This is a genomic window from Aureimonas sp. CAS (genome assembly GCF_059838215.1).
On record NZ_CM187563.1, the window covers coordinates 1,288,410 to 1,309,466 of the forward strand.

Here is a 21,057-nt window from a genome sequence, read left to right on the forward strand (position 1 = left end):
GGTTCGTGGATCCTCTCGTCTTCTCCGACTTCGTCGCCCAGAGCCTGCCGATCGTCGGGCCCGAGATCGTTCTCGCCGTCGGTGCCATGATCCTTCTGATGATCGGCACCTTCATGGGGGAGAAGAGCGCGGGTCTCGTGACCGGGCTGACCGTCGGCCTCGTCGCCTTCGCCGGCTTCTGGCTGCTGTTCGTGACCCCGGACGGCGTCGCCTTCGGCGGCTCCTTCATCCTCGACCCCTTCGCGCGCTTCGCCAAGGTGCTGGTCCTGATCGGCGCGCTGGCCGCGATCCTGATGACGGTGGGCTTCGCGAAGCTCGAGCGGTTCGACCGCTTCGAGTTCCCGGTCCTGATCGTCCTCGCCACCATCGGCATGATGGTCATGGTCTCGGCGGGCGACCTGATCGCGCTCTACATGGGCCTGGAGCTGCAGTCGCTGGCGGCCTACGTCATCGCGGCGATCAACCGCGACAACGTCCGCTCCACCGAAGCCGGCCTGAAATATTTCGTTCTCGGCGCGCTGTCCTCGGGCATGCTCCTCTACGGCGCCTCGCTCGTCTACGGCTTCACGGGCCAGATCGAGTTCCAGGCCATCGCACTGGCGCTGACGGAGGAGGGGCGTTCCTTCGGTCTCCTCGTCGGCCTCGTCTTCGTGATCGCGGGCCTCGCCTTCAAGATCTCCGCCGTGCCGTTCCATATGTGGACTCCGGACGTCTACGAGGGCGCGCCGACCCCGGTCACCGCCTTCTTCGCGGGCGCGCCGAAAGTCGCGGCCATGGCGCTGCTGATCCGATTCACGGTGGACGGTTTCGGCCCGCTGGCGCTCGACTGGCAGCAGATCGTCGTCTTCATCTCCATCGCCTCGATGATCCTCGGCGCCTTCGCCGCCATCGGGCAGACGAACATCAAGCGCCTGATGGCCTATTCGTCAATCGGCCACATGGGCTACGCGCTCGTGGGCCTCGCTGCGGCGGACGAGGCGGGCGTGACCGGCGTCCTGATCTACATGGCGACCTACATGGCGATGACGCTCGGCACCTTCGCCGTCATCCTCGCCATGCGCCGCAAGGAGGGCGCGGTCGAGGACATCTACGAGCTGTCCGGCCTCGCCCGCACCAACCCGGTGATGGCGCTCGCCATGACGGCGCTGATGTTCTCGCTCGCCGGCCTGCCGCCGCTTCTCGGCTTCTGGGGCAAGTACTACGTCTTCGTGGCCGCCGTCGGCGCCGGCCTCGTGCCGCTCGCCATCATCGGCGTCGTCACCTCGGCGGTCGGCCTCTACTACTATCTGCGCATCGTGAAGGTGATGTGGTTCGACGAGCCGGCGGGCGGCTTCCAGCCGATGGCGCCCGAGCTCCGTCTCGTGCTCGGCGCCTCCGCGCTGTTCATCTTCCCGGCCTACATCATCTTCGCCGGTCCGCTCTTCGCGGCGGCGGCAACGGCGGCAAGGACTTTCTTCTGAGCCGGAGGGGCGCTTTCGCCAACCCGCCTCGCCGGCGCCTCGCCTTCGAGGTCGTCGGCTCGACCAACGCGCATGCGCTGGAAGCCGCTCGTGCGGGCGATCCGGGGCCGCTCTGGATCACGGCGGGTCGCCAGACCGAGGGGCGGGGCCGGCGCGGCCGCGCCTGGGCCTCGCCGCCCGGCGGGCTCTATGCGACGCTTCTTCTCCTCGACCCCGCGCCGATGGAGCATCTGGCCAATCTGCCGCTGGTGGTGGCGGTCGGCGTGGCCGACGGCATCGGCCGTCTTCCGGGCGTCGATCCGGACGCCGTCCGCATCAAATGGCCGAACGACATCCTGCTCGACGGCGCCAAATGCGTCGGGATCCTCATCGAGAGCGAGCGTCTGGCGGCCGGAACGCTCGGCGTCGCCATCGGGACGGGCGTCAATCTGCAGGCGCCGGGCCGCACCGACGCGTCCTACCCCATCGCCGCCCTGCGCGAACACGGCTTTGCGGGCACGGTCGACGAGGCCTTCGAGGCACTGGCGGAGGGCGTCGAGGCGGCGCTGCGGCGCTGGGATCGGGGCCTCGGCTTCGCGGGCGTCCGCGCCGAGTGGATCGCGCGCGCCAAGGGCATCGGCGAGGCCGTGCGCGTCAACCTATCCGACCGTTTGGTGGACGGACGTTTCCTGGAACTCGACGCCTCGGGCCGGCTCGTCCTTGAAACTTCGCGCGGCACACGCGAGGTGTTCTCCGCCGGCGATCTCTTCTTCTCCAACATGGCGTCTCCCGTTCCGGTCTGAGACGCCGTTCCACGAGTTTCGGTGGCCCGCCGCTTGTCAGGGCAGATGCAAATGCCGGTTCATTCCGGCTCTCAACGAAAGTGACTGACACATTGACTGAACTGGTATTCGTGCCCCTCGGGGGCATCGGCGAAATCGGTATGAATTTCGCCCTCTACGGCTATGGGCCGGCGGAAAGCCGCGAATGGATCGTGGTGGATTGCGGCGTCTCCTTCGCCGGACCGGAACATCCGGGCGTCGATCTCGTCCTGCCCGACATCTCCTTCGTCGAATCGCTCGGCAAGAGCCTGAAGGCGATCATCGTCACCCACGCTCACGAGGATCATTACGGCGCGCTGCTCGACCTGTGGCCACGCCTGCGCGTGCCGGTCCACTGCACGGCGTTCACGGCCGGGCTCCTCGAGGCCAAGCGCGAGAGCGAGCCGGGCGCGCCGAAAATCCCGCTGACGGTCTTCAAGGCGGGCGACCGATTCACGGTCGGTCCGTTCGAGATCGAGGCAGTGAACGTCACCCACTCGATCCCGGAGCCGGTGGCGCTCGCCATCCGCACCTCGCTCGGCACCATCGTCCACTCCGGCGACTGGAAGATCGACGCGACGCCGGCTCTCGGCCTGCCGACCGACGAGGCGCGGCTGCGCCAGATCGGCGACGAGGGCGTGCTGGCGCTGATCTCGGACTCCACCAACGCCAACCGTGAGGGCGTCAGCCCCTCGGAGCGGGACGTCAACGAGTCGCTCGGCGAGATCATCCGGGAGGCGAAGGGCAGGGTGGCCGTCACCACCTTCTCCTCCAACATCGGGCGCATCCGCTCGGTCGCCAAGGCGGCGCAGGACGCCGGGCGCCAGGTTCTCCTGATGGGCCGGTCCATGCGCCGCATGACCGATGTGGCGGGCGAGCTCGGCTATCTGGAGGGCATCGAGCCCTTCCTGACCGAGCAGGATTTCGGTTACGTGCCGCGCGATAAGGCGGTGATCATCCTCACCGGCAGCCAGGGCGAGGCGCGCGCCGCTCTCGCCCGCATCTCGCGCGACGACCACCCTTCCGTCGCGCTCTCGGCCGAGGACACGGTGATCTTCTCCTCCCGCTCGATCCCGGGCAACGAGAAGGCCATCGGCGACATCCGCAACGCGCTGATCGACCGCGGCATCCACGTGATCGAGGACGGCGAGCGGCTGGTCCACGTGTCCGGCCATCCGCGCCGGTCGGAAATGCGCCAGCTCTACGATTGGGTCCGCCCGAAGATCGCCGTGCCCGCGCATGGCGAGGCGGCCCATCTCGTGGCCCATGCGCAACTCGCCCGCGAGCAGGGGGTGAAGGAGGTCGTCTCGCTGCGCAACGGCAAGATGGTGCGTCTGGCGCCCGGCCCCGCGCAGATCGTCGACGAGGTGCCGCACGGCCGCTACTACAAGGACGGGCTCCTGATCGGCTCGGAGAAGGAGCTCGGGATCGGCGAGCGCCGCCGGCTCTCCTTCGCGGGCCATATCGCCGTCATGGTCGAACTCTCGCCCAAACTGGACCTGAAGGTCGATCCCGAAGTCATCGCTCTCGGTATCCCGGACAAGGATTTCGAGGGCGAGGAGATTCACGAGGCGCTGGTGGACGCGGCCGCCGGGGCTGTGGAGAGTATGCCGCGCCAGCGCCGCAAGGATGTCGAGACCGTCCGCGAGGCGGTCCGCCGTTCGGTCCGGGCCGAAGCCTACGACGCCTGGGGCAAGAAGCCGATCGTGACCGTCTTCGTGTCGAAGGCGAGCGGCAAGGAGTAAGGGTTTGATCGGACGGCTCAATCATGTCGCCATCGCGGTGCCCGACCTGACGGCGGCCGTCGAAACCTATCGCAACACGCTGGGGGCGTCCGTTTCGGACGCCCTCGAACTGCCCGAGCAGGGCGTGCGGCTCGTCTTCGTGGACCTCGGCAACTCCAAGGTCGAGCTGATGGAGCCGCTGGGCGAGGACTCGCCCATCGCCAAGTTCCTGGACCGCAACCCCAAGGGCGGCATCCACCATGTCTGCTACGAGGTCGCCGACATCGAAGAGGCGGCCCGCCTGCTGACGGAGGCGGGAGCGCGGGTTCTGGGCGACGGGCGACCGAAGACCGGGGCGCACGGCAACCCCGTCCTCTTCCTCCATCCGTCCGACTTCAACGGCGCGCTGGTGGAACTGGAGGAGGTCCGCTGATGGGGATCATCAACGGCATCGCGGTCTATTTCGTGATCTGGTGGACGGTGCTCTTCGCCGTCCTGCCCTTCGGCGTCCGGGCTCAGGCCGATACGGGCGAGACCATCCCCGGCACCGCCGACAGCGCGCCGGTCGTCCCGCATCTGATGGTGAAGGTCGCCGCGACGACGGCGATCTCCGCCCTCGTCTTCACGCTCTACTACGTGTCCACCCAGATCCTGGGGATCGGCCTCGACAGCTTTCCGAAGATCATTCCGGGAACCTGAGTTCGCCGTCGGCCGCGCCGCGTCCAAAGCATCGGCCCGAAGATCGGATTCGATCTTCGGAAAGCCTGATGCGCAGGTTCAAAGAGATGGAGCGACCTTCGCGCGCCCGAACGGACGCACGGCGCTCTGAAAATCATGCGCGAGCCGGCGCGAGGAGGTGACGGAGACGCCATTAAGTCGCGTGTTTGGCGCAGCGGAGCATCTCGGGACCTGCGAGCACAAAAAAGAATGCGAGGCACGAAGCCCCGCATCCAATGCTCCACCGGGTCTGGGTTTCGCGCCGGACTTAAAGCCGGGGCAGCGCGAATGCGCGCCGGAAACCACGTCCTCCCAAGACTAGACCGCCTGTTGTTTGAAGGCGCTGGATCGCGCTCTTGTTGTGCCTTCGAGGCTATTACAAGTGTCACGTTCCTGTCACTAGGGGCGAACGGAAAAGCGGCGCATTTTTGCCCAAACTGCTAATTTTTCCATCTTGCACTGCAGCAAGAGTGGGAGATGGCGGGGCTTCTAAGAGGGCGGAGTGCCACGTCCCGGCGGGCCGTCGAAGAAGGCCTCGCGCATTTGCATTCGCGGGGCGAGACGGTAAGAGACCGAAACTGCCGGCGATCCGGCTTTCCCGAACGAACGACGGCTTCTCCATGCGCCTTTCGCGATACTTCCTGCCGATCCTGAAAGAGACCCCGAAGGAGGCCGAGATCGTCTCGCACCGGCTGATGCTGCGCGCGGGGATGATCCGGCAGCAGGCCGCGGGCAGCTACACCTGGCTGCCGCTCGGCAAGCGCGTTCTCGACAAGGTCTGCCGGATCATCCGCGAGGAGCAGGACCGCTCCGGCGCGGTCGAGATCCTGATGCCGACGATCCAGTCGGCCGATCTGTGGCGCGAGAGCGGGCGCTACGACGATTACGGCAAGGAGATGCTGCGCATCGAGGACCGGCACGGCCGCGACATGCTGTTCGGCCCGACCAACGAGGAGATGGTCACCGACATCTTCCGTTCGTCGGTCAAGTCCTACAAGGACCTGCCGCTCAACCTCTACCACATCCAGTGGAAGTTCCGAGACGAGGTGCGTCCGCGCTTCGGCGTGATGCGCTCGCGCGAGTTCCTGATGAAGGACGCCTATTCCTTCGACCTCGACTACGATTCCGCCAAGGTCGCCTACGACCGCATGTTCGTGGCCTATCTGCGCACCTTCGAGCGGCTCGGCCTGAAGGCGATCCCGATGCGCGCCGACACCGGCCCCATCGGCGGCGAGCTCAGCCACGAGTTCATCATCCTCGCCTCCACCGGCGAGAGCGCGGTCTTCTGCGACAAGGCCTTCCTGGAGAAGGCCGTCCCGTCGGAGGGCGTCGATTTCGGCGATGCGGCGGGCCTCGACGCCATCGTGAAGGACTGGACGAGCGCCTACGCGGCGACCGAGGAGATGCACGACGAAGCGGCCTGGGCCGCGGTGCCCGAGGGCGACCAGCTGGCCGCGCGCGGCATCGAGGTCGGCCACATCTTCCACTTCGGCACCAAGTATTCCGAGCCGATGGGCGCCGTGGTGCAGGGGCCGGACGGCACCAACGTGCCCGTCCACATGGGCTCCTACGGCATCGGCCCCTCGCGCCTCATCGCCGCGATCATCGAGGCGAGCCACGACGAGAACGGCATCGTCTGGCCGAAGGGCGTCGCGCCCTTCGACGTCGGTCTCGTCAACATGAAGCCGGGCGACGCCGAATGCGACGCGGCCTGCGAGAAGCTCTATGCGGAGCTGACGGCGGCCGGGCAAGACGTCCTGTACGACGACGAGGACACCCGCGCAGGCGCCAAGTTCGCGACCATGGACTTGATCGGCCTTCCCGTTCAGGTGATCGTCGGCCCGCGCGGCGCCAAGGCGGGCGAAGCGGAGATCAAGCTGCGCGCCAGCGGCGACCGGCAGACTGTCCCCATCGCAGAGGTGGTGGGCAGGCTGACGGCATGAGCGACGCCGCGAAACCGGGCGCGGACAAGGTCTCGTCGAGGCCGTTCTCGCGCTTCGAATGGATGATCGCGGGCCGCTACCTGCGCTCGCGCCGCCGCGACGCGGGCGTGTCGGTCATCGCCGGCTTCTCCTTCGTGGGCATCATGCTGGGCGTCGCCGCGCTCATCATCGTCATGTCGGTGATGAACGGCTTTCGCGGCGAGCTGCTGACGCGCATCCTCGGCGTCAACGGCCATCTCGTAATGCAGCCGATCGACCGCCAGTTCGACGATTTCGACGAGGTGGCGCGCCGCATCGACCAGGTGCCGGGCGTTGCCTTCACCATGCCGCTCGTGCAGGGGCAGGTCCTCGCCAGCCGCTTCGGCGGCGGCAACACGGGCGCGCTGGTCAAGGGCGTGCGCGAGCAGGATCTGGAGCAGCTGACGCCGGTCTCCGGCAACATTATCCAGGGCACGCTCGAAGGCTTCGACGAGGGGGAGGGCGTTGCCGTCGGCGCCTGGCTCGCCCGCAATCTCGGGCTCAATCTCGGCGACACGATCGACATCCTCTCGCCGGACGGCGACGTCACGCCCTTCGGCTCGGCCCCGCGCTCCAAGGGTTACGAAATCACGGCCATCTTCGAGATCGGCCTGTCGGAGTTCGACGCCGCCTACATCTACATGCCCTTCTCGGAGGCCCAGCTCTTCTTCAATTCGGACGGGCGGGCGCAGTCGATCGAGGTCTTCGTCGACCAGCCGGATTCGGTCCAGACCATCCAGCCGACCGTCGAGGCGGCGGCCGGGCGGCCGAACTTCACGGTGACGTGGCAGCAGCAGAACCAGAGCTTCTTCTCCGCCCTTCAGGTGGAGCGGAACGTCATGTTCATCATCCTGACGCTGATCATCCTCGTCGCGGCGCTGAACATCATCTCCGGCCTCTTCATGCTGGTGAAGGACAAGGGCCGCGACATCGCGATCCTGCGCACCATGGGCGCAACCAAGGGCGCCGTCATGCGGGTGTTCTTCATCACCGGCACCTCGATCGGCGTCTCGGGCACGCTGGCCGGGCTCGTCCTCGGCGTCCTCTTCGCGATGAACATCGAGGCGATCCGCCAGTTCTTCTCCTGGGCGCTCGGCACGGTGATCTTCGATCCGCAGTTCTACTTCCTCTCGCGCCTTCCGGCCGAGATCGACGCGGGCGAGGTTCTGATGGTCGTCGCCATGGCGCTGGGCCTGTCCTTCATCGCGACGCTGTTCCCGTCCTGGCAGGCGTCCAAGCTCGATCCCGTCGAGGCGCTGCGCTACGAATGACGACACCTATGCAAGCCGCGCTTCGCCTCGACGCCGTCGAGCGCACCTATGTGCAGGGCGAGAACCGCCTGACGGTGCTCGACCGGGCCGATTTTGCCATGCAGCCGGGCGAGATGGTGGCGCTCGTCGCCCCGTCCGGATCGGGCAAGTCCACGCTCCTTCACATCGCCGGCCTTCTGGAGCGGCCGGACGGCGGGGAGGTCTATGTCGACGGCCAGCCCTGCGGCACCTTCGACGACGCGGCGCGCACGAGGCTGCGCCGCACCTCGATCGGCTTCGTCTACCAGTTCCACCATCTGCTGCCGGAGTTCTCGGCGCTGGAGAACGTGGCGCTGCCGCAGATGATCCGCGGCCTGTCGCAGGCGGAGGCGAACAAGCGCGCCGAGGAGCTTCTGGGCTACATGCGGATCGGCAAACGCGCCTCCCATCGCCCGGCCGAACTCTCCGGCGGCGAGCAGCAGCGCGTCGCCATCGCGCGGGCGGTCGCCAACTCGCCGCACGTGCTTCTGGCCGACGAGCCGACCGGCAATCTCGACCCGTCCACCTCGGCGCACGTCTTCGACGCGCTGACGGCGCTGGTGCGCCAGTCCGGCGTCGCGGCGCTCATCGCCACGCACAACCATGAGCTCGCTCAGCGCATGGACCGCACGGTCACGCTGGAGGCCGGAAAGATCGTGCCCTACGCCTTCGGCTGAAGATGCCGGCGCGCCGCGTAGAGCGCGACGGCGGCGGCGTTCGAGACGTTGAGCGAGCGGATGGCGCCCGGCATCTCCAGCCGGGCGAGGGCGGAGACCGTCTCGCGCGTCTTCTGGCGCAGGCCCTTGCCCTCGGATCCGAGCACCAGCGCGATCTTCTCGCCGGCAAGCGTCGGCTCCAGCTCCAGCGGTCCGTCCGAATCGAGCCCGACCGTCAGATAGCCGCGCTCGTGCAGCTCGTTCAGGCCGTCCGCCAGATTGCCGATCTGGACATAGGGAACGTGCTCCAGCGCGCCCGACGCGGCCTTGGCGAGAACGCCCGATTCCTGTGGCGAATGGCGCGAGGTCGTCACCAGGGCTCCGGCCCCGAAGGCGGTCGCCGAGCGCAGGATCGCGCCGACATTGTGCGGGTCGGTCACCTGATCGAGGACGAGGATCAGGGGCGCGTCGCCGATGTCCGACAGGCGGCGGACGGGCAGCGGCTCGCATTCGAGGACGACGCCCTGATGGACGGCGTCCTCGCCGAGCATCTTATCGAGGTCGCGCGGCTCCACCATTTCCAGCGGACAGGGCAGGGCGCTTTCGTCGAGCTCCAGCCGGTTCAGCGCGTTGCGGGTCGCCAGCAGGCGGTGGTGGCGACGCGCCGGATTCGCCAGCGCCGCCTGCACCGTGTGGATGCCGTAGAGCCGGACGCCGACGTCCGGCTCCTGCGCGGCTTCCGGGCCGCTGCGCGCGCGCTCGCGGTGCGCGCGCCGCAGATTGGCGTAGTGGGTGTCCTTGGGGGTGTGGGTGCGGCGTTCGGTCATGGCGCGTTGTTATCGCAGTTCCGCCCGCAGAGATACGTCGTCCGCCATGTTGACAGGCGCCGAAGCGGCCTGCATAACGCCGCCGGATCGAACGCGGGCGTCACTGGCGCCGACCGATTCAAATGGGATCCGGAGGGATGCCCGAGTGGTTAAAGGGGACGGACTGTAAATCCGTTGGCTTAGCCTACGTTGGTTCAAATCCAACTCCCTCCACCATCCCCGCAAAGCGAGTTCGATCGCTCCCCCCACATGAACGACGTCCGCACGGAACGCTGACCGGTTCGCCCGTTGATGCCGCCGGCTTGCGGCGCGCATCGCTTCGCGCAAGATGAGATGTCCGGCGAGCGCGCCGGGCGACGCGGGAAGGCTCAGGCCTCTCCGGTTCGCGCGATCATGACGGCTGCGGCCGCGCGGTTCTCCACGCCCAGCTTCTCGAACACCGCCTCCAGGTGCTTGTTCACCGTGCGGGGGCTCAAGGAGAGGATTTCGGCGATGTCCCGGTTCGACTTGCCGCGCGCCAGCCACAGCGCGATCTCGGCCTCGCGCGCGGTAAGCTGGTAGCGCCGCCGAAGCGCGGCCTCCGCGTTGCCGGGCTCCTGGGCGGAGATGCGCAGAAGATGCTCGTCCTCGCCCGCCCGGCCGATGAAGGAGAGGTAGGGCGTCGCTTGCGCCGCATCGGCGCGGAGCGGCAGCGAGGTTTCCGGCCCGCCGGCGAGGAGCGCGTCGAACAGCGCCGCCGGCAGGCCCATCGTGTCCCCCGACGCTCCGGGCTGGGCGGAGAGAAGGCGCCGCGCCTGGGGCGTCGCCCAGAGGAGCCGGCCATGCCCGTCCACCGCCAGAAGGTAGCGTCCGGCCGTGTCCAGCGCCGTACGGGCGGCCTCGGCCTCCCGGGCGTTGGCGAGATGGACGCGGATTCGGGCGAGGAGTTCGTCGGGGGCGACGGGCTTGCCGAGATAGTCCACCGCGCCCGCCTTCAGTCCCTCCACCACATGGGCGGTCTCCGTCAGGCCCGTCATCACGATCACCGGCACATGGCGCAGCGCCGGATCGGCCTTCAGACGCCGTGTCGCTTCGAAGCCGCCCATTCCGGGCATCACGGCGTCCATCAGCACGATGTCGGGTGTCAGCCGTGCCGCGATCGACAGCGCCTCTTCTCCGGAGAGCGCGACGAGGACGCTCGCGCCCGTCGTCTCGATGGCGTCGGTGAGAAGGCGCAGCGCATCGGGCGAATCGTCCACGACGAGAACGATGCCGTCCTCGCCGATGCGGCCCGATGCGCCGTCCTCACTCACTCCTGCTCGTCTCCAGAAGGGCGATGAAGGCCTTCATGTCGAAATTCCCGGCGTGATGGCGCAGTCGGTCGGTGAGGGGGTTCAGCTCCGGGTTTCGCTCCAGAGCCTCCAGCTTGCGCTCGATCCCCCGCTTGTAGCCGATCCGGGCGAGTTCCAGAAGTTCGGTGGCGTCGGCGGGCGCAAGGCGCGCGGAGACCGGCAAGGGGGAGGGCTGCGGCGGGGAGGGCGCGTCCTCGCTCGTCCATTCGAGCCCGGTCAGCACGGCCACACGCGACAGGAGCTGGCGGATGTCGAAGGGCTTGGCCAGAGTCTCCTCGGCCGGTGCCATCTCGCCGGGCGCCTGGTCGGGCGTCTCCGCCAGCGTCGCGGACAGCATCACGATCGCGCCCGTCTGACCGCGTTCGCGCAGGCGCCTGGCGAGCGTCCAGCCGTCGAGGCCGGGCATCTGGATGTCGAGGAGGAAGAGGTCCGGCCGGATGTCCCGCACCAGCTCGAGCGCCGCCGGCCCGTCCCCGGCGGTGAGGACCACGAAGCCGAGCGGCCGCAGGATCTCGACCATCAGCTCGCGATGGGCCTCCTCGTCGTCGACGACGAGGATCGTGCGGCGCGCTCCGAGATAGCCGGTCGGCTCGGGCGCGGGGGCAGGCACTGTCCCCTTGGCGTCGGAGATCGCCGAGAGCAGGACGCGGACCGTGAAGCGCGAACCCTGCCCGACCGTGCTCTCGGCCGTCACGTCGCCGCCCATCAGATTGGCGAGCAGGCGCGTGATCGTCAGGCCGAGCCCGAGGCCCGGCGCCTTGCCGAGCGCCGCCGTTCCCCGCTCGAACGGATCGAAGATGCGCGACAGCTCGCCCGCCGCGATGCCGGGGCCGGTGTCGGTCACGGTGAAGGTCGCGACCTGGCTGCGATAGGCGACGTCCAGCGTCACCGACCCGGCCTCGGTGTATTTGATCGCGTTGGAGAGGATGTTGATGAGGATCTGTCGCAGCCGCTTCTCGTCGGTCCGCACCAGCGCCGGCAGGTTCGGCGCGCGCGCGACGGTGAAGGCGAGCCCCTTGGCGTCGGCCTGCATGGCGAACATGTCGGCGAGCGCGTCGAGGAAGTCCGGCAGCCGCACGGCGCCCGGCCGCAGCTGCAGGCGACCGGCCTCGATCTTGGAGACGTCGAGCAGACCGTCGATCAGGCCGGACAAATGCTCGGCCGAAGAGCGGATGACGCGAAGCGAGCCGCGCTTTCCCTCCGGCACCGCCTCGTCGCGCTCCAGAAGCTGCGCGTAGCCGAGCACGGTGTTGAGCGGGGTGCGAAGCTCGTGGGCCATGCCGACCACGTAGCGGCTCTTGGCATCGCTCGCGGCCTCCGCCTTTTCCTTCGCCTCCTGCAGCGCCGCGTCGGTGCGCCGGTGCGAGGCGATCTCGTCGAGGAGCATGGTCGTCTGGCGGGCGCTCTCCTCCTGTGCGACGCGCCGGCTCTGGCGCTGAAGCACGAAGAACCACGCGGCGATGCCCGCGACGATGGCGAGGATGAAGAAGCTGGCCAGAAGCGCGGAAGCGACGGGGCCGGCGGCGTCCGGCTCCACGACCAGCGTGCGGTAGTGGATCAGCAGGAGGACGAGACCGATCGCCCCGGCCATGGTGGCGAAGATGCCGGTGAAGCTGGCGACCCCCGACCGCAGCTTGCGGGCGACCGGCTCGGGCAGGAGCGTCTCGGCCACTGCGCCGGCCTGCGCCGAGAATTTCGCATGCGGCTTGCAGAGATCGCCGCAGCGCGCGTCCAGCGAGCAGCAGAGCGAGCAGATGGGCGCGGCATAGGCCGGGCAGTGCGCCATGTCCTCCGGCTCGAAGGCGTGCTCGCAGATGACGCATTCGATCTCGCGCCGGGCCGCCCATGCGGCGCGCGGCTTGCGGGCGAGGTAGTAGCGCCCGCCCGTCGCCCAGGCGATGAGCGGCGAGACGATGAGCGCGACGATCAGCGCCAGAAAGGGCGAAAGCGCCTGCGCGATTTCGCCCAGCCAGCCGGCGAAGGCGGCGAGCGAGACGATCGTGGCCGCGCCCATCGCGCCGATCCCGACGGGGTTCACGTCGTAGAGATGGGCGCGCTTGAACTCGATCCCCTCCGGCGACAGGCCGAGCCGCTTGTTGATCGACAGGTCGGCGACGATCGCGCCGAGCCAGGCGACGGCGACGTTGGCGAAGAGGCCGAACGTTGCCTCCAGAGCGCCGTAGATGCCGAGCTCCATCAGGAGCAGCGCGATCATGACGTTGAAGACCAGCCAGACGACGCGGCCCGGATGCGAGTGCGTCAGCCGCGAGAAGAAGTTCGACCATGCGAGCGAGCCCGCATAGGCGTTCATGACGTTGATCTTGAGCTGGGAGACGACGACGAAGAGCGCCATGACGAGCGCTGCGAGCGTCGGGGAATCGAAGACGTAGCGGAAGGCGACGTCGTACATGTGCGCGGGGTCCGCCGCGCTCTCGGGCGGCACGCCGCTGCCGAGCGCCAGCACGGCGAGGAAGGAGCCGAGGAGGAGCTTCGGCGCGCCGAGGACGATCCAGCCCGGCCCCGCCGCGAGCATGGCGAAGCGCCAGGACCGGCTCTGCCGCTCCTGCGCGGGCAGGAAGCGAAGGATGTCCACCTGCTCCCCGATCTGCGGCATCAGAGCGAGGATGACGGAGGCCGCGGCCCCGAACTTCAGAAGATCGAAGCCGCCGCCGTTGGGGTTCTCCAGTCCGGGAAAGGCGATCCATTGCGAGACGGCCTGCGGCTCGGCCCACAGGATGAAGCCGATCGGCAGGAGGTTCAGCCCGATCCAGAGCGGCTGCGTTGCGAGCTGGAAGCGCGAGATGCGCGTCACCCCGTGCGTGACCAGCGGGATGATGACGAAGGCCGAGACGACGTAGCCGAGCCAGAGCGGCACGGCGAAGGCGATGTTCAGAGCCGCCGTCATAATCGCCGCTTCGATGGCGAAGAGGATGAAGGTGAAGCTCGCATAGATGAGCGAGGTCACGGTCGAGCCGATATAGCCGAAGCTCGCGCCGCGCGTCAGGAGGTCGATGTCGACGCCGTAGCGCGAGGCGTATCGGCTGATCGGAAGGGCGGTGGCGAACAGGACGATGCCGACCACGAGAATCGCCGCGACCGCGTTCGCGAAGCCGAACATGAGCGTGATCGCCCCGCCGATCGCCTCCAGCGCCAGGAACGAGATCGCGCCGATGGCGGTCTGCGACACCCATTGCGGGGACCAGCGCCGCGCCTTTCGCGCCGTGAAGCGCAGCGCGTAGTCCTCCAGCGTCTCGTCGGCGACGAAGCGGTTGTAGTCGCGCCGCACGGGCAGGATGCGCTGGCGGCCGGCCATCGGTCTCCTCGTCTCCGAAGCCTGTCCTGCCATGGCGCGGTAACCGGCCCTCTACGTCATTCGACGTATACCCTTTCGCACCTGCAAAAACGAAGCTCCCCCACGTCCGGCGATGGGTCGCCGCAAGAGATTTCAACGACAGGGGTGACGATCATGCGCGTGTTCAAGGGAATGGCCATCGCGGGCGGGCTCGCAGCCGCGCTTCTGTCCACCACGGCGCTGGCGCAGGAGCCTTCGGGCGAGCCGATCAAGGTCGGCGTCCTCCACTCGCTGTCGGGCACGATGGCGATCTCGGAGACGACCCTCAAGGACGTCATGCTGATGCTCATCGAGGAGCAGAACGAGAAGGGCGGCCTGCTCGGCCGTCCGCTCGAGGCCGTCGTCGTCGATCCGGCGTCCGACTGGCCGCGCTTCGCCGAGCAGGCCCGCCAGCTCCTGGCGGAGGATCAGGTGGACGCCGTCTTCGGCGCCTGGACCTCGGTCTCGCGCAAGTCCGTCCTGCCGGTCTTCGAGGAGCTGAACGGCATCCTCTTCTACCCGGTCCAGTACGAGGGCGAGGAATCCTCGCGCAACATCTTCTACACGGGCGCCGCGCCCAACCAGCAGGCGATTCCGGCGGTCGATTATCTGGCTGAGGAGGAGGGCATCGAGCGCTGGGTCCTGGCCGGCACCGACTACGTCTACCCGCGCACGGCCAACCGCATTCTCGAAGCCTATCTGAAGGACGAGCTGGGCGTCGCCGAGGAAGACATCCTCATCAACTACACGCCCTTCGGCCATTCCGACTGGCAGTCGATCGTCCAGGAAATCCAGCAGTTCGGCTCGGCCGGCAAGCGCACGGCGGTCGTCTCGACGATCAACGGCGACGCCAACGTGCCCTTCTACCGCGAGCTCGCCAACCAGGGCGTCTCGGCCGAGGACATCCCGGTCGTCGCCTTCTCGGTCGGCGAGGAGGAGCTGGCGGGCATCGACACCGGGCCGCTCGTCGGGCACCTGGCCGCCTGGAACTACTTCATGAGCGTCGACACCGACGAGAATCTCGACTTCATCGAGAAGTGGCAGGCCTTCATCGGCTCGGACGACCGCGTCACCAACGACCCGATGGAAGCGCACTATATCGGCTTCAACATGTGGGTTCAGGCGGTCGAGAAGGCCGGCACGACCGACACGGATGCGGTGATCGACGCGATGATCGGCGTCGCCGTGCCGAACCTGACCGGCGGCTACTCCGCCATGATGCCGAACCATCACATCACCAAGCCCGTGCTGATCGGCGAGATCCAGGACGACGGCCAGTTCGAGGTCGTCTGGGAGACGCCCGGCACGGTCGTGGCGCAGGAATGGTCGCCGTATCTGGAAGGCTCGCGCGACCTCATCGCCGACTGGCGCGCCCCGCTCTCCTGCGGAAACTTCAACGTGGTGACCGGCCAGTGCGGCGGCCAGGGGGCGGAAGCCGCCCCGGCGACCGAGGAGCCGGAAGAGGAAGCGGCCGCGGCCAACTGATCCTTGCCTGACGGACGGCCGGCTTCGAAGAAGGTCTGCCGTTCGGCTCCCTCGATCCCAGCCCTTCCCGCCCCCTGGGCGAGACCGGACGAAAGACACGGGTATGGCCCGCCTGTTTCGGCACCTCGCGCTTCTCCTGGCGCTTCTCCTCGCACCGCCGGCCTTCGCGCAAGGCGACCTCCGCCCGCTGGTCGACGCGCTCGGCACCGCCAGCGGCTTCGACGGGCTGGAGGGGGCCATCGCGGATCTCGCCGCGACCGGCGACCCGGCCGCGGCCGGCGTCCTGCGCCAGCTCTCGGACGGCAATCTCGTCGTGCGCGGCGGCACGGTCTTCGTCGGCGTGCGGGACGGCCGTGACTACGCGTTGACCGACGCCCTGACCGGCGAGGCGAGGGGCGAGGCGGGCCGGCGCGAGGTGGAGGCGATCCGCGTCAACAACCGCGTGCGCCGCGCCGTCACGGCAGCCATGGGCTCGCTGACGCTGCAGAGCGACAATCCCGCGCAGCGCCGGCAGGCCGCGCAGGCGATCTTCTCCGCGCGCGACGCCACCGCCATCGAGGCGCTGGACGCGGCGATCGCCGAGGAGCCGGTGCCGGCCATCGCGAACCTGATGCGCCAGGCGCGGGCGAGCGCGATCCTGAACTCCGATGCGCCCGAGGCCGAGAAGATCGAGGCCGTCGAGACCATCGCGGCGCGCGGCGACCGCGAGGCGCTGGTGCTCCTGAACGCCCTCGCCGCCGAGCCGGGTGAGCTGGGCGAGGCGGCGAGCGCGGGCATCGCCTCCATCCAGAGCCGGCTCGCCTTCATCGACATGGGCCAGAACGTCTTCTACGGCCTGTCGCTCGGCTCGGTGCTCCTGCTCGCGGCCATCGGCCTCGCCGTCACCTTCGGCGTCATGGGCGTCATCAACATGGCGCATGGCGAGATGGTGATGATCGGCGCCTACACGACCTTCGTCGTGCAGCAGTTCCTGCGGGCCAACGCGCCGGGACTGATGGACTACTCGCTTCTCATGGCGCTGCCGGCCGCCTTCCTCGTCGCCGGCGCGATCGGCGTCGCGATCGAGCGCGGGATCATCCGCTGGCTTTACGGCCGGCCGCTGGAGACGTTGCTCGCCACCTGGGGCATCGCGCTCATCCTGCAGCAGGCGACGCGCACCACCTTCGGCGCCACCAACCGCGAGGTCTCCAACCCGTCCTGGATGTCCGGCACGATCGACGTCCTTGGCATGCAGCTGACGCTCAACCGCCTCGTGATCATCGGCTTCTCGCTGGCCGTCCTCTTCGGGCTGATGGCGCTGATGCGCTGGACCGCCTTCGGCCTGCAGATGCGCGCGGTCACGCAGAACCGGCGCATGGCCGCCGCCATGGGCATTCGCACGCCCTGGACGGACGCGATGACCTTCGGACTCGGCTCCGGGATCGCGGGGCTGGCCGGCGTCGCGCTGTCGCAGATCGACAACGTCTCGCCCAATCTCGGCCAGAGCTACATCATCGACAGCTTCCTGGTGGTGGTCTTCGGCGGCGTCGGCTCGCTCTGGGGCACGCTCACGGCGGCGATGAGCCTCGGCGTCGTCAACAAGTTCCTCGAGCCCTATGCCGGCGCGGTCCTCGCCAAGGTCTTCGTGCTCGTCCTCGTCATCCTGTTCATCCAGAAGAAGCCGCGCGGCCTCTTCGCCCAGAAGGGAAGGGCGGTGGAAGCATGATCGCGCACCGTCTGCTCGGCAATCTCGGCGGCCGCGTCTTCGTCGCCGTCCTCGTTCTCGCGGCGATCTTCATGCCGCTGTCGAACGCGCTGCTTTCTCCCGGCGACGCGCTCTACGTGCCGACGACCTGGGTGGTCCTGCTCGGCCGCTGGCTGGCCTTCGCGCTGCTGGCGCTCGCGCTCGACCTCGTCTGGGGCTATTGCGGCATCCTCTCTCTCGGCCACGGCGCCTTCTTCGCGCTCGGCGGCTACGCCATCGGCATGCACATGATGCGCGAGATCGGGCCGCGCGGGGTCTACGGCAATCCGCAGCTGCCGGACTTCATGGTCTTCCTGAACTGGACCGAGCTGCCCTGGTACTGGTGGGGCTTCGGCAATTTCTGGTTCGCCGCGCTTATGACCATGGTGGTGCCGGGAACGCTCGCCTTCGTCTTTGGCTGGTTCGCCTTCCGCTCCAGGGTTACCGGCGTCTATCTCTCGATCATCACGCAGGCGATGGCCTTCGCGCTGATGCTCGCCTTCTTCCGCAACGAGATGGGATTTGGCGGCAACAACGGCCTGAACGACTTCCGCGACATTCTCGGCTTCGACCTGCGGGCCCGCGAGACGCGTGTCGCGCTCTTCTCCCTGACCGCGCTGGCGCTCGCCGCCGGCTATCTGACGGCGCGCGCGGTCGTCACCTCCAAGCTCGGCCTCGTTCTGATCGCGGTGCGCGACGCCGAAAGCCGGGCGCGCTTCCTCGGCTATCGCGTGGAGCGCTTCAAGCTCTTCGTCTTCACCCTCTCGGCAGTGATGGCGGGGATCGCGGGCGCGCTCTACGTGCCGCAGACCGGCATCATCAATCCGGGCGAGTTCGCGCCGGCCAACTCCATCGAGGCGGTGATCTGGGTCGCCGTCGGCGGGCGCGGCACGCTGTGGGGCGCGGCGCTCGGCGCCGTCCTCGTCAACGCCGCCAAGAGCTGGCTGACCGGCTTTGCGCCGGGCCTCTGGCTCTTCGCGCTCGGCGGCCTCTTCGTCGCCGTCACCCTGTTCCTGCCGCGCGGGATCGTCGGCACGGTCGAGCACGGTTGGGACGCGCTGCGCCAGCACCGCCGCGCGAAGGCGGCCGAGACGGGCGCGGCCGCCGCGCCCGAGCCCAGCGCCCATCCGGCGGAGTGAGAGCGATGGACACGATCACGAAGGCCCCTCGCGTCTCTCCGCACCCCTACGCCACCGCCATGGCCGAGCGGGCCGAGGCGACGGCCCGCCTCGCGCCCGGCCGGGGCGAGACGCTGCTCTATCTCGACGGCGTGTCGAAGAGCTTCGACGGCTTCAAGGCGATCAACGACCTGTCGCTCGTCATCGCCAAGGGCGAGATGCGGGCGATCATCGGCCCGAACGGCGCGGGCAAGACGACGATGATGGACATCGTCACGGGCAAGACGCGGCCCGACAAGGGCGACGTCTACTTCCGCGGCGACATCGACCTGACGGCCCATGACGAGGCGGAGATCGCCAACATGGGCATCGGGCGCAAGTTCCAGAAGCCGACCGTCTTCGAGAACCACACCGTGCGCGACAATCTCAAGCTCGCGCTCGCCGGCACGCGAGGGGTGTTCTCCTCGCTCTTCCATCGCAACGCTGCCGAGGAGCGGGCCCGGATCGACGACATTCTCGACCTGACGCGGCTCGGGGAGCGCCGCGACGAGAAGGCCGCCGGCCTCTCGCACGGGCAGAAGCAGTGGCTGGAGATCGGCATGCTGCTCGCGCAGGATCCCGAACTCCTCCTCGTCGACGAACCCGTCGCCGGCATGACCGACGCCGAGACCGAGGAGACGGCGCGGCTCCTCAAGGACATCGCGCGGGACCATTCGGTCGTCGTCGTCGAGCACGACATGCACTTCGTCCGCGAACTCGGCGTGAAGGTCACCTGCCTGCACGAGGGCAACGTGCTGGCGGAGGGCACGCTCGATGCCGTCTCGGCGAACCCGCGCGTCGTCGAAGTGTATCTGGGGCGGTGAGGATGTTGGCTGCGGCTGCGAAGAACGAGGCGCCTTTCCCTCTCCCCTTGGGGAGAGGGTGGTTCGCGGCAGCGAACCGGGTGAGGGCGTCGAGGAGCGCCGGCGCCCGACGAAGCCCTCATCCCCCTGCCGGGACCTTCTCCCGGGACGGGAGAAGGGCGCAGCTCCGTCATTTGCGCTCATTGAGGAACCGCAACCATGCTGAGCGTCTCCAACGTCGATCTCTACTACGGCGCGGCGCAGGCTTTGCGCTCGGTCTCGCTGACCGCGAACGCAGGCGAGATCACCTGCGTCCTCGGCCGCAACGGCGTCGGCAAGACGAGCCTGATGCGCGCCATCGTCGGCCAGCAGCCGATCCGGCGGGGCGAAATCCGCTTCGGCGAGGCCGATCTGAAGCGCTCCGCGCCGTACAATCGGGCGCGGGCCGGCATCGGCTTCGTGCCGCAGGGGCGCGAGATCTTTCCGCTGCTCACCGTGCGCGAGAACCTGCAGACGGGCTTTGCGCCGCTGAAGCGCGCCGAGCGCACGATCCCGCCCCACGTCTTCGACCTCTTTCCGGTGCTCGCCGAGATGATGAACCGGCGCGGCGGCGACCTGTCCGGCGGGCAGCAGCAGCAGCTCGCCATCGGCCGGGCGCTGGTGACGCGGCCGAAGCTCCTCGTGCTGGACGAGCCGACCGAAGGCATCCAGCCCTCCATCATCAAGGACATCGGCCGGGCCATCCGCTGGCTTCGCGACGAGACCGGAATGGCGATCCTCCTCGTGGAGCAGTATCTCGACTTCTGCCGCGAGCTCGCCGACCGGGTCACCATCCTCGACCGGGGCCGGGTCGTCTTCGAGGGCGTGGGCGCCGACCTCGACCGCGAGGACGTGCGAAAGCACCTGACGGTCTGATGCACGCCGCGCCGGCCTTCCGCGAACGCTCCGCTCCGGTGTACGCCTCGTCCCTGATGGACGACGGATTCGAAGCGCCGAAGATGCAACGCGCCTGGGGGCAGGCGAGGGCCGAGATCGGTTCGGGGGCCGCGCGCTCGCGTCTCCTGCGCCTGCGTCAGGCCGGCTGCCTGCGCCTGCGCTTCCCGCGCGTCGTGACCGGGCCGGTGGACGCCGTTCTCGTCAACACGGCCGGCGGTCTGGCCGGCGGCGACCGGCTGGCGCAGTCCTTCGACCTTGCGGCCGGAGCCGAGCTTTCCGTGGTCACGCAGGCCTGCGAGCGCGTCTACGCCTCGCTCGGGGCCGATGCCGAGGTCTCGACCCGGATCGATGTGGGCGAGGGCGCCTCGCTCGCCTGGCTGCCGCAGGAGACGATCCTGTTCGATCGGGCGCGGCTGTCGCGCGAACTGCACGTGGATGCCGCGCCGACGAGCCGGATGCTGCTGTGCGAGAGCGTGATCCTCGGACGCGAGGCGATGGGCGAGAGCCTGAGCGAGGCGAGCCTGCGCGACCGCTGGCGCGTGGGCATCGGCGGCCGGCTCGCCTTCGCGGACGATCTTCGGCTCGACGGCGACGTCGCCGCCCGAACGGCCGCTCCGGCCTCGCTTGCCGGCAACCGCGCCTTCGCGACGATCCTCGCCTTCGGCATCGAGCCCGACATGACGGCGCTGCGCGAGGCGCTCGGCCCGCTCGGCGGCGCGAGCCGGATCGACGGGCTGACCGTCGCGCGCCTCGTGGCGGGCAGTGGCATGGCGCTGCGCAAAAGGCTGGTTCCGGCGCTGAGGCATCTCGCTTCCGGGCCCCTTCCGCGCCTATGGTCCTTGTAGTGACAGCGAGGG

Annotated in this window: 17 protein-coding genes and 1 tRNA gene; 15 read left to right on the forward strand and 3 right to left on the reverse strand. The window is 68.6% G+C overall.

The window, feature by feature from the left end:
• Nucleotides 1–5 precede the first annotated feature (5 nt).
• From nuoN to AC6R2M_RS06320, 8 genes are all read left to right on the forward strand, one after another.
• On the forward strand, nucleotides 6–1,460 hold the full coding sequence (nuoN, locus tag AC6R2M_RS06285) for an NADH-quinone oxidoreductase subunit NuoN (protein WP_500486558.1): 1,455 nt from the start codon (nucleotides 6–8) through the stop codon (nucleotides 1,458–1,460).
• A complete protein-coding gene (locus AC6R2M_RS06290) occupies nucleotides 1,457–2,242 on the forward strand; it encodes a biotin--[acetyl-CoA-carboxylase] ligase (RefSeq protein WP_500487511.1) in 786 nt (261 codons plus the stop codon). The genes nuoN and AC6R2M_RS06290 overlap by 4 nt, the downstream gene beginning before the upstream one ends.
• A 140-nt stretch (nucleotides 2,243–2,382) precedes the next feature.
• Nucleotides 2,383–4,005 (forward strand): ribonuclease J, encoded by a 1,623-nt coding sequence (locus tag AC6R2M_RS06295; protein WP_500486560.1) that lies wholly within the window; start codon nucleotides 2,383–2,385, stop codon nucleotides 4,003–4,005.
• A gap of 4 nt (nucleotides 4,006–4,009) precedes the next feature.
• The gene (mce, locus tag AC6R2M_RS06300) at nucleotides 4,010–4,417 is read left to right on the forward strand and encodes a methylmalonyl-CoA epimerase (RefSeq protein WP_500486562.1); all 408 of its coding nucleotides are present in this window, start codon (nucleotides 4,010–4,012) and stop codon (nucleotides 4,415–4,417) included.
• The gene (locus tag AC6R2M_RS06305) at nucleotides 4,417–4,683 is read left to right on the forward strand and encodes a DUF1467 family protein (RefSeq protein ID WP_500486564.1); all 267 of its coding nucleotides are present in this window, start codon (nucleotides 4,417–4,419) and stop codon (nucleotides 4,681–4,683) included. Before mce ends, AC6R2M_RS06305 begins: the two co-directional genes overlap by 1 nt.
• A gap of 638 nt (nucleotides 4,684–5,321) precedes the next feature.
• Nucleotides 5,322–6,644 (forward strand): proline--tRNA ligase, encoded by a 1,323-nt coding sequence (gene proS, locus AC6R2M_RS06310; RefSeq protein WP_500486566.1) that lies wholly within the window; start codon nucleotides 5,322–5,324, stop codon nucleotides 6,642–6,644.
• Nucleotides 6,641–7,933 carry a lipoprotein-releasing ABC transporter permease subunit gene (locus AC6R2M_RS06315; protein WP_500486569.1) on the forward strand — a complete coding sequence of 431 codons (1,293 nt, stop codon included), beginning with the start codon at nucleotides 6,641–6,643 and terminating at the stop codon, nucleotides 7,931–7,933. The genes proS and AC6R2M_RS06315 overlap by 4 nt, the downstream gene beginning before the upstream one ends.
• Nucleotides 7,934–7,941: 8 nt before the next feature.
• On the forward strand, nucleotides 7,942–8,628 hold the full coding sequence (locus AC6R2M_RS06320) for an ABC transporter ATP-binding protein (protein WP_500486571.1): 687 nt from the start codon (nucleotides 7,942–7,944) through the stop codon (nucleotides 8,626–8,628).
• Here AC6R2M_RS06320 and rlmB read toward each other — a convergent pair.
• Nucleotides 8,613–9,434 carry a 23S rRNA (guanosine(2251)-2'-O)-methyltransferase RlmB gene (rlmB, locus tag AC6R2M_RS06325; protein WP_500486573.1) on the reverse strand — a complete coding sequence of 274 codons (822 nt, stop codon included), beginning with the start codon at nucleotides 9,432–9,434 and terminating at the stop codon, nucleotides 8,613–8,615. The two genes, AC6R2M_RS06320 and rlmB, sit on opposite strands and share 16 nt — an antisense overlap.
• A 131-nt stretch (nucleotides 9,435–9,565) precedes the next feature.
• Here rlmB and AC6R2M_RS06330 point away from each other — a divergent pair.
• Nucleotides 9,566–9,650 (forward strand) — tRNA-Tyr (locus tag AC6R2M_RS06330).
• A 152-nt stretch (nucleotides 9,651–9,802) separates the two neighbouring features.
• Here AC6R2M_RS06330 and AC6R2M_RS06335 read toward each other — a convergent pair.
• Together AC6R2M_RS06335 and AC6R2M_RS06340 are read right to left on the reverse strand one after the other, a co-directional pair.
• Nucleotides 9,803–10,726, reverse strand: coding sequence for a response regulator (locus tag AC6R2M_RS06335; protein ID WP_500486575.1), 924 nt, complete (start codon nucleotides 10,724–10,726; stop codon nucleotides 9,803–9,805).
• The gene (locus AC6R2M_RS06340) at nucleotides 10,719–14,078 is read right to left on the reverse strand and encodes a hybrid sensor histidine kinase/response regulator (RefSeq protein ID WP_500486577.1); all 3,360 of its coding nucleotides are present in this window, start codon (nucleotides 14,076–14,078) and stop codon (nucleotides 10,719–10,721) included. The genes AC6R2M_RS06335 and AC6R2M_RS06340 overlap by 8 nt, the downstream gene beginning before the upstream one ends.
• Nucleotides 14,079–14,231: 153 nt before the next feature.
• On the opposite strand from AC6R2M_RS06340, the gene urtA reads away from it, so the two are divergent.
• The 6 genes from urtA (at nucleotide 14,232) to AC6R2M_RS06370 (ending at nucleotide 21,045) form a co-directional block, all read left to right on the forward strand.
• Nucleotides 14,232–15,581, forward strand: a complete 1,350-nt coding sequence (urtA, locus tag AC6R2M_RS06345) for an urea ABC transporter substrate-binding protein (RefSeq protein ID WP_500486579.1) — start codon at nucleotides 14,232–14,234, stop codon at nucleotides 15,579–15,581.
• Between the two features lie 103 nt (nucleotides 15,582–15,684).
• The gene (urtB, locus tag AC6R2M_RS06350; RefSeq protein WP_500486581.1) at nucleotides 15,685–17,286 is read left to right on the forward strand and encodes an urea ABC transporter permease subunit UrtB; all 1,602 of its coding nucleotides are present in this window, start codon (nucleotides 15,685–15,687) and stop codon (nucleotides 17,284–17,286) included.
• Nucleotides 17,283–18,443, forward strand: coding sequence for an urea ABC transporter permease subunit UrtC (gene urtC, locus AC6R2M_RS06355; RefSeq protein ID WP_500486583.1), 1,161 nt, complete (start codon nucleotides 17,283–17,285; stop codon nucleotides 18,441–18,443). The genes urtB and urtC overlap by 4 nt, the downstream gene beginning before the upstream one ends.
• 59 nt (nucleotides 18,444–18,502) lie before the next feature.
• The gene (gene urtD, locus AC6R2M_RS06360) at nucleotides 18,503–19,285 is read left to right on the forward strand and encodes an urea ABC transporter ATP-binding protein UrtD (RefSeq protein WP_500487513.1); all 783 of its coding nucleotides are present in this window, start codon (nucleotides 18,503–18,505) and stop codon (nucleotides 19,283–19,285) included.
• A 198-nt stretch (nucleotides 19,286–19,483) separates the two neighbouring features.
• On the forward strand, nucleotides 19,484–20,179 hold the full coding sequence (urtE, locus tag AC6R2M_RS06365; protein WP_500486585.1) for an urea ABC transporter ATP-binding subunit UrtE: 696 nt from the start codon (nucleotides 19,484–19,486) through the stop codon (nucleotides 20,177–20,179).
• 83 nt (nucleotides 20,180–20,262) lie between these two features.
• The gene (locus tag AC6R2M_RS06370; RefSeq protein ID WP_500486587.1) at nucleotides 20,263–21,045 is read left to right on the forward strand and encodes an urease accessory protein UreD; all 783 of its coding nucleotides are present in this window, start codon (nucleotides 20,263–20,265) and stop codon (nucleotides 21,043–21,045) included.
• Nucleotides 21,046–21,057 lie beyond the last annotated feature (12 nt).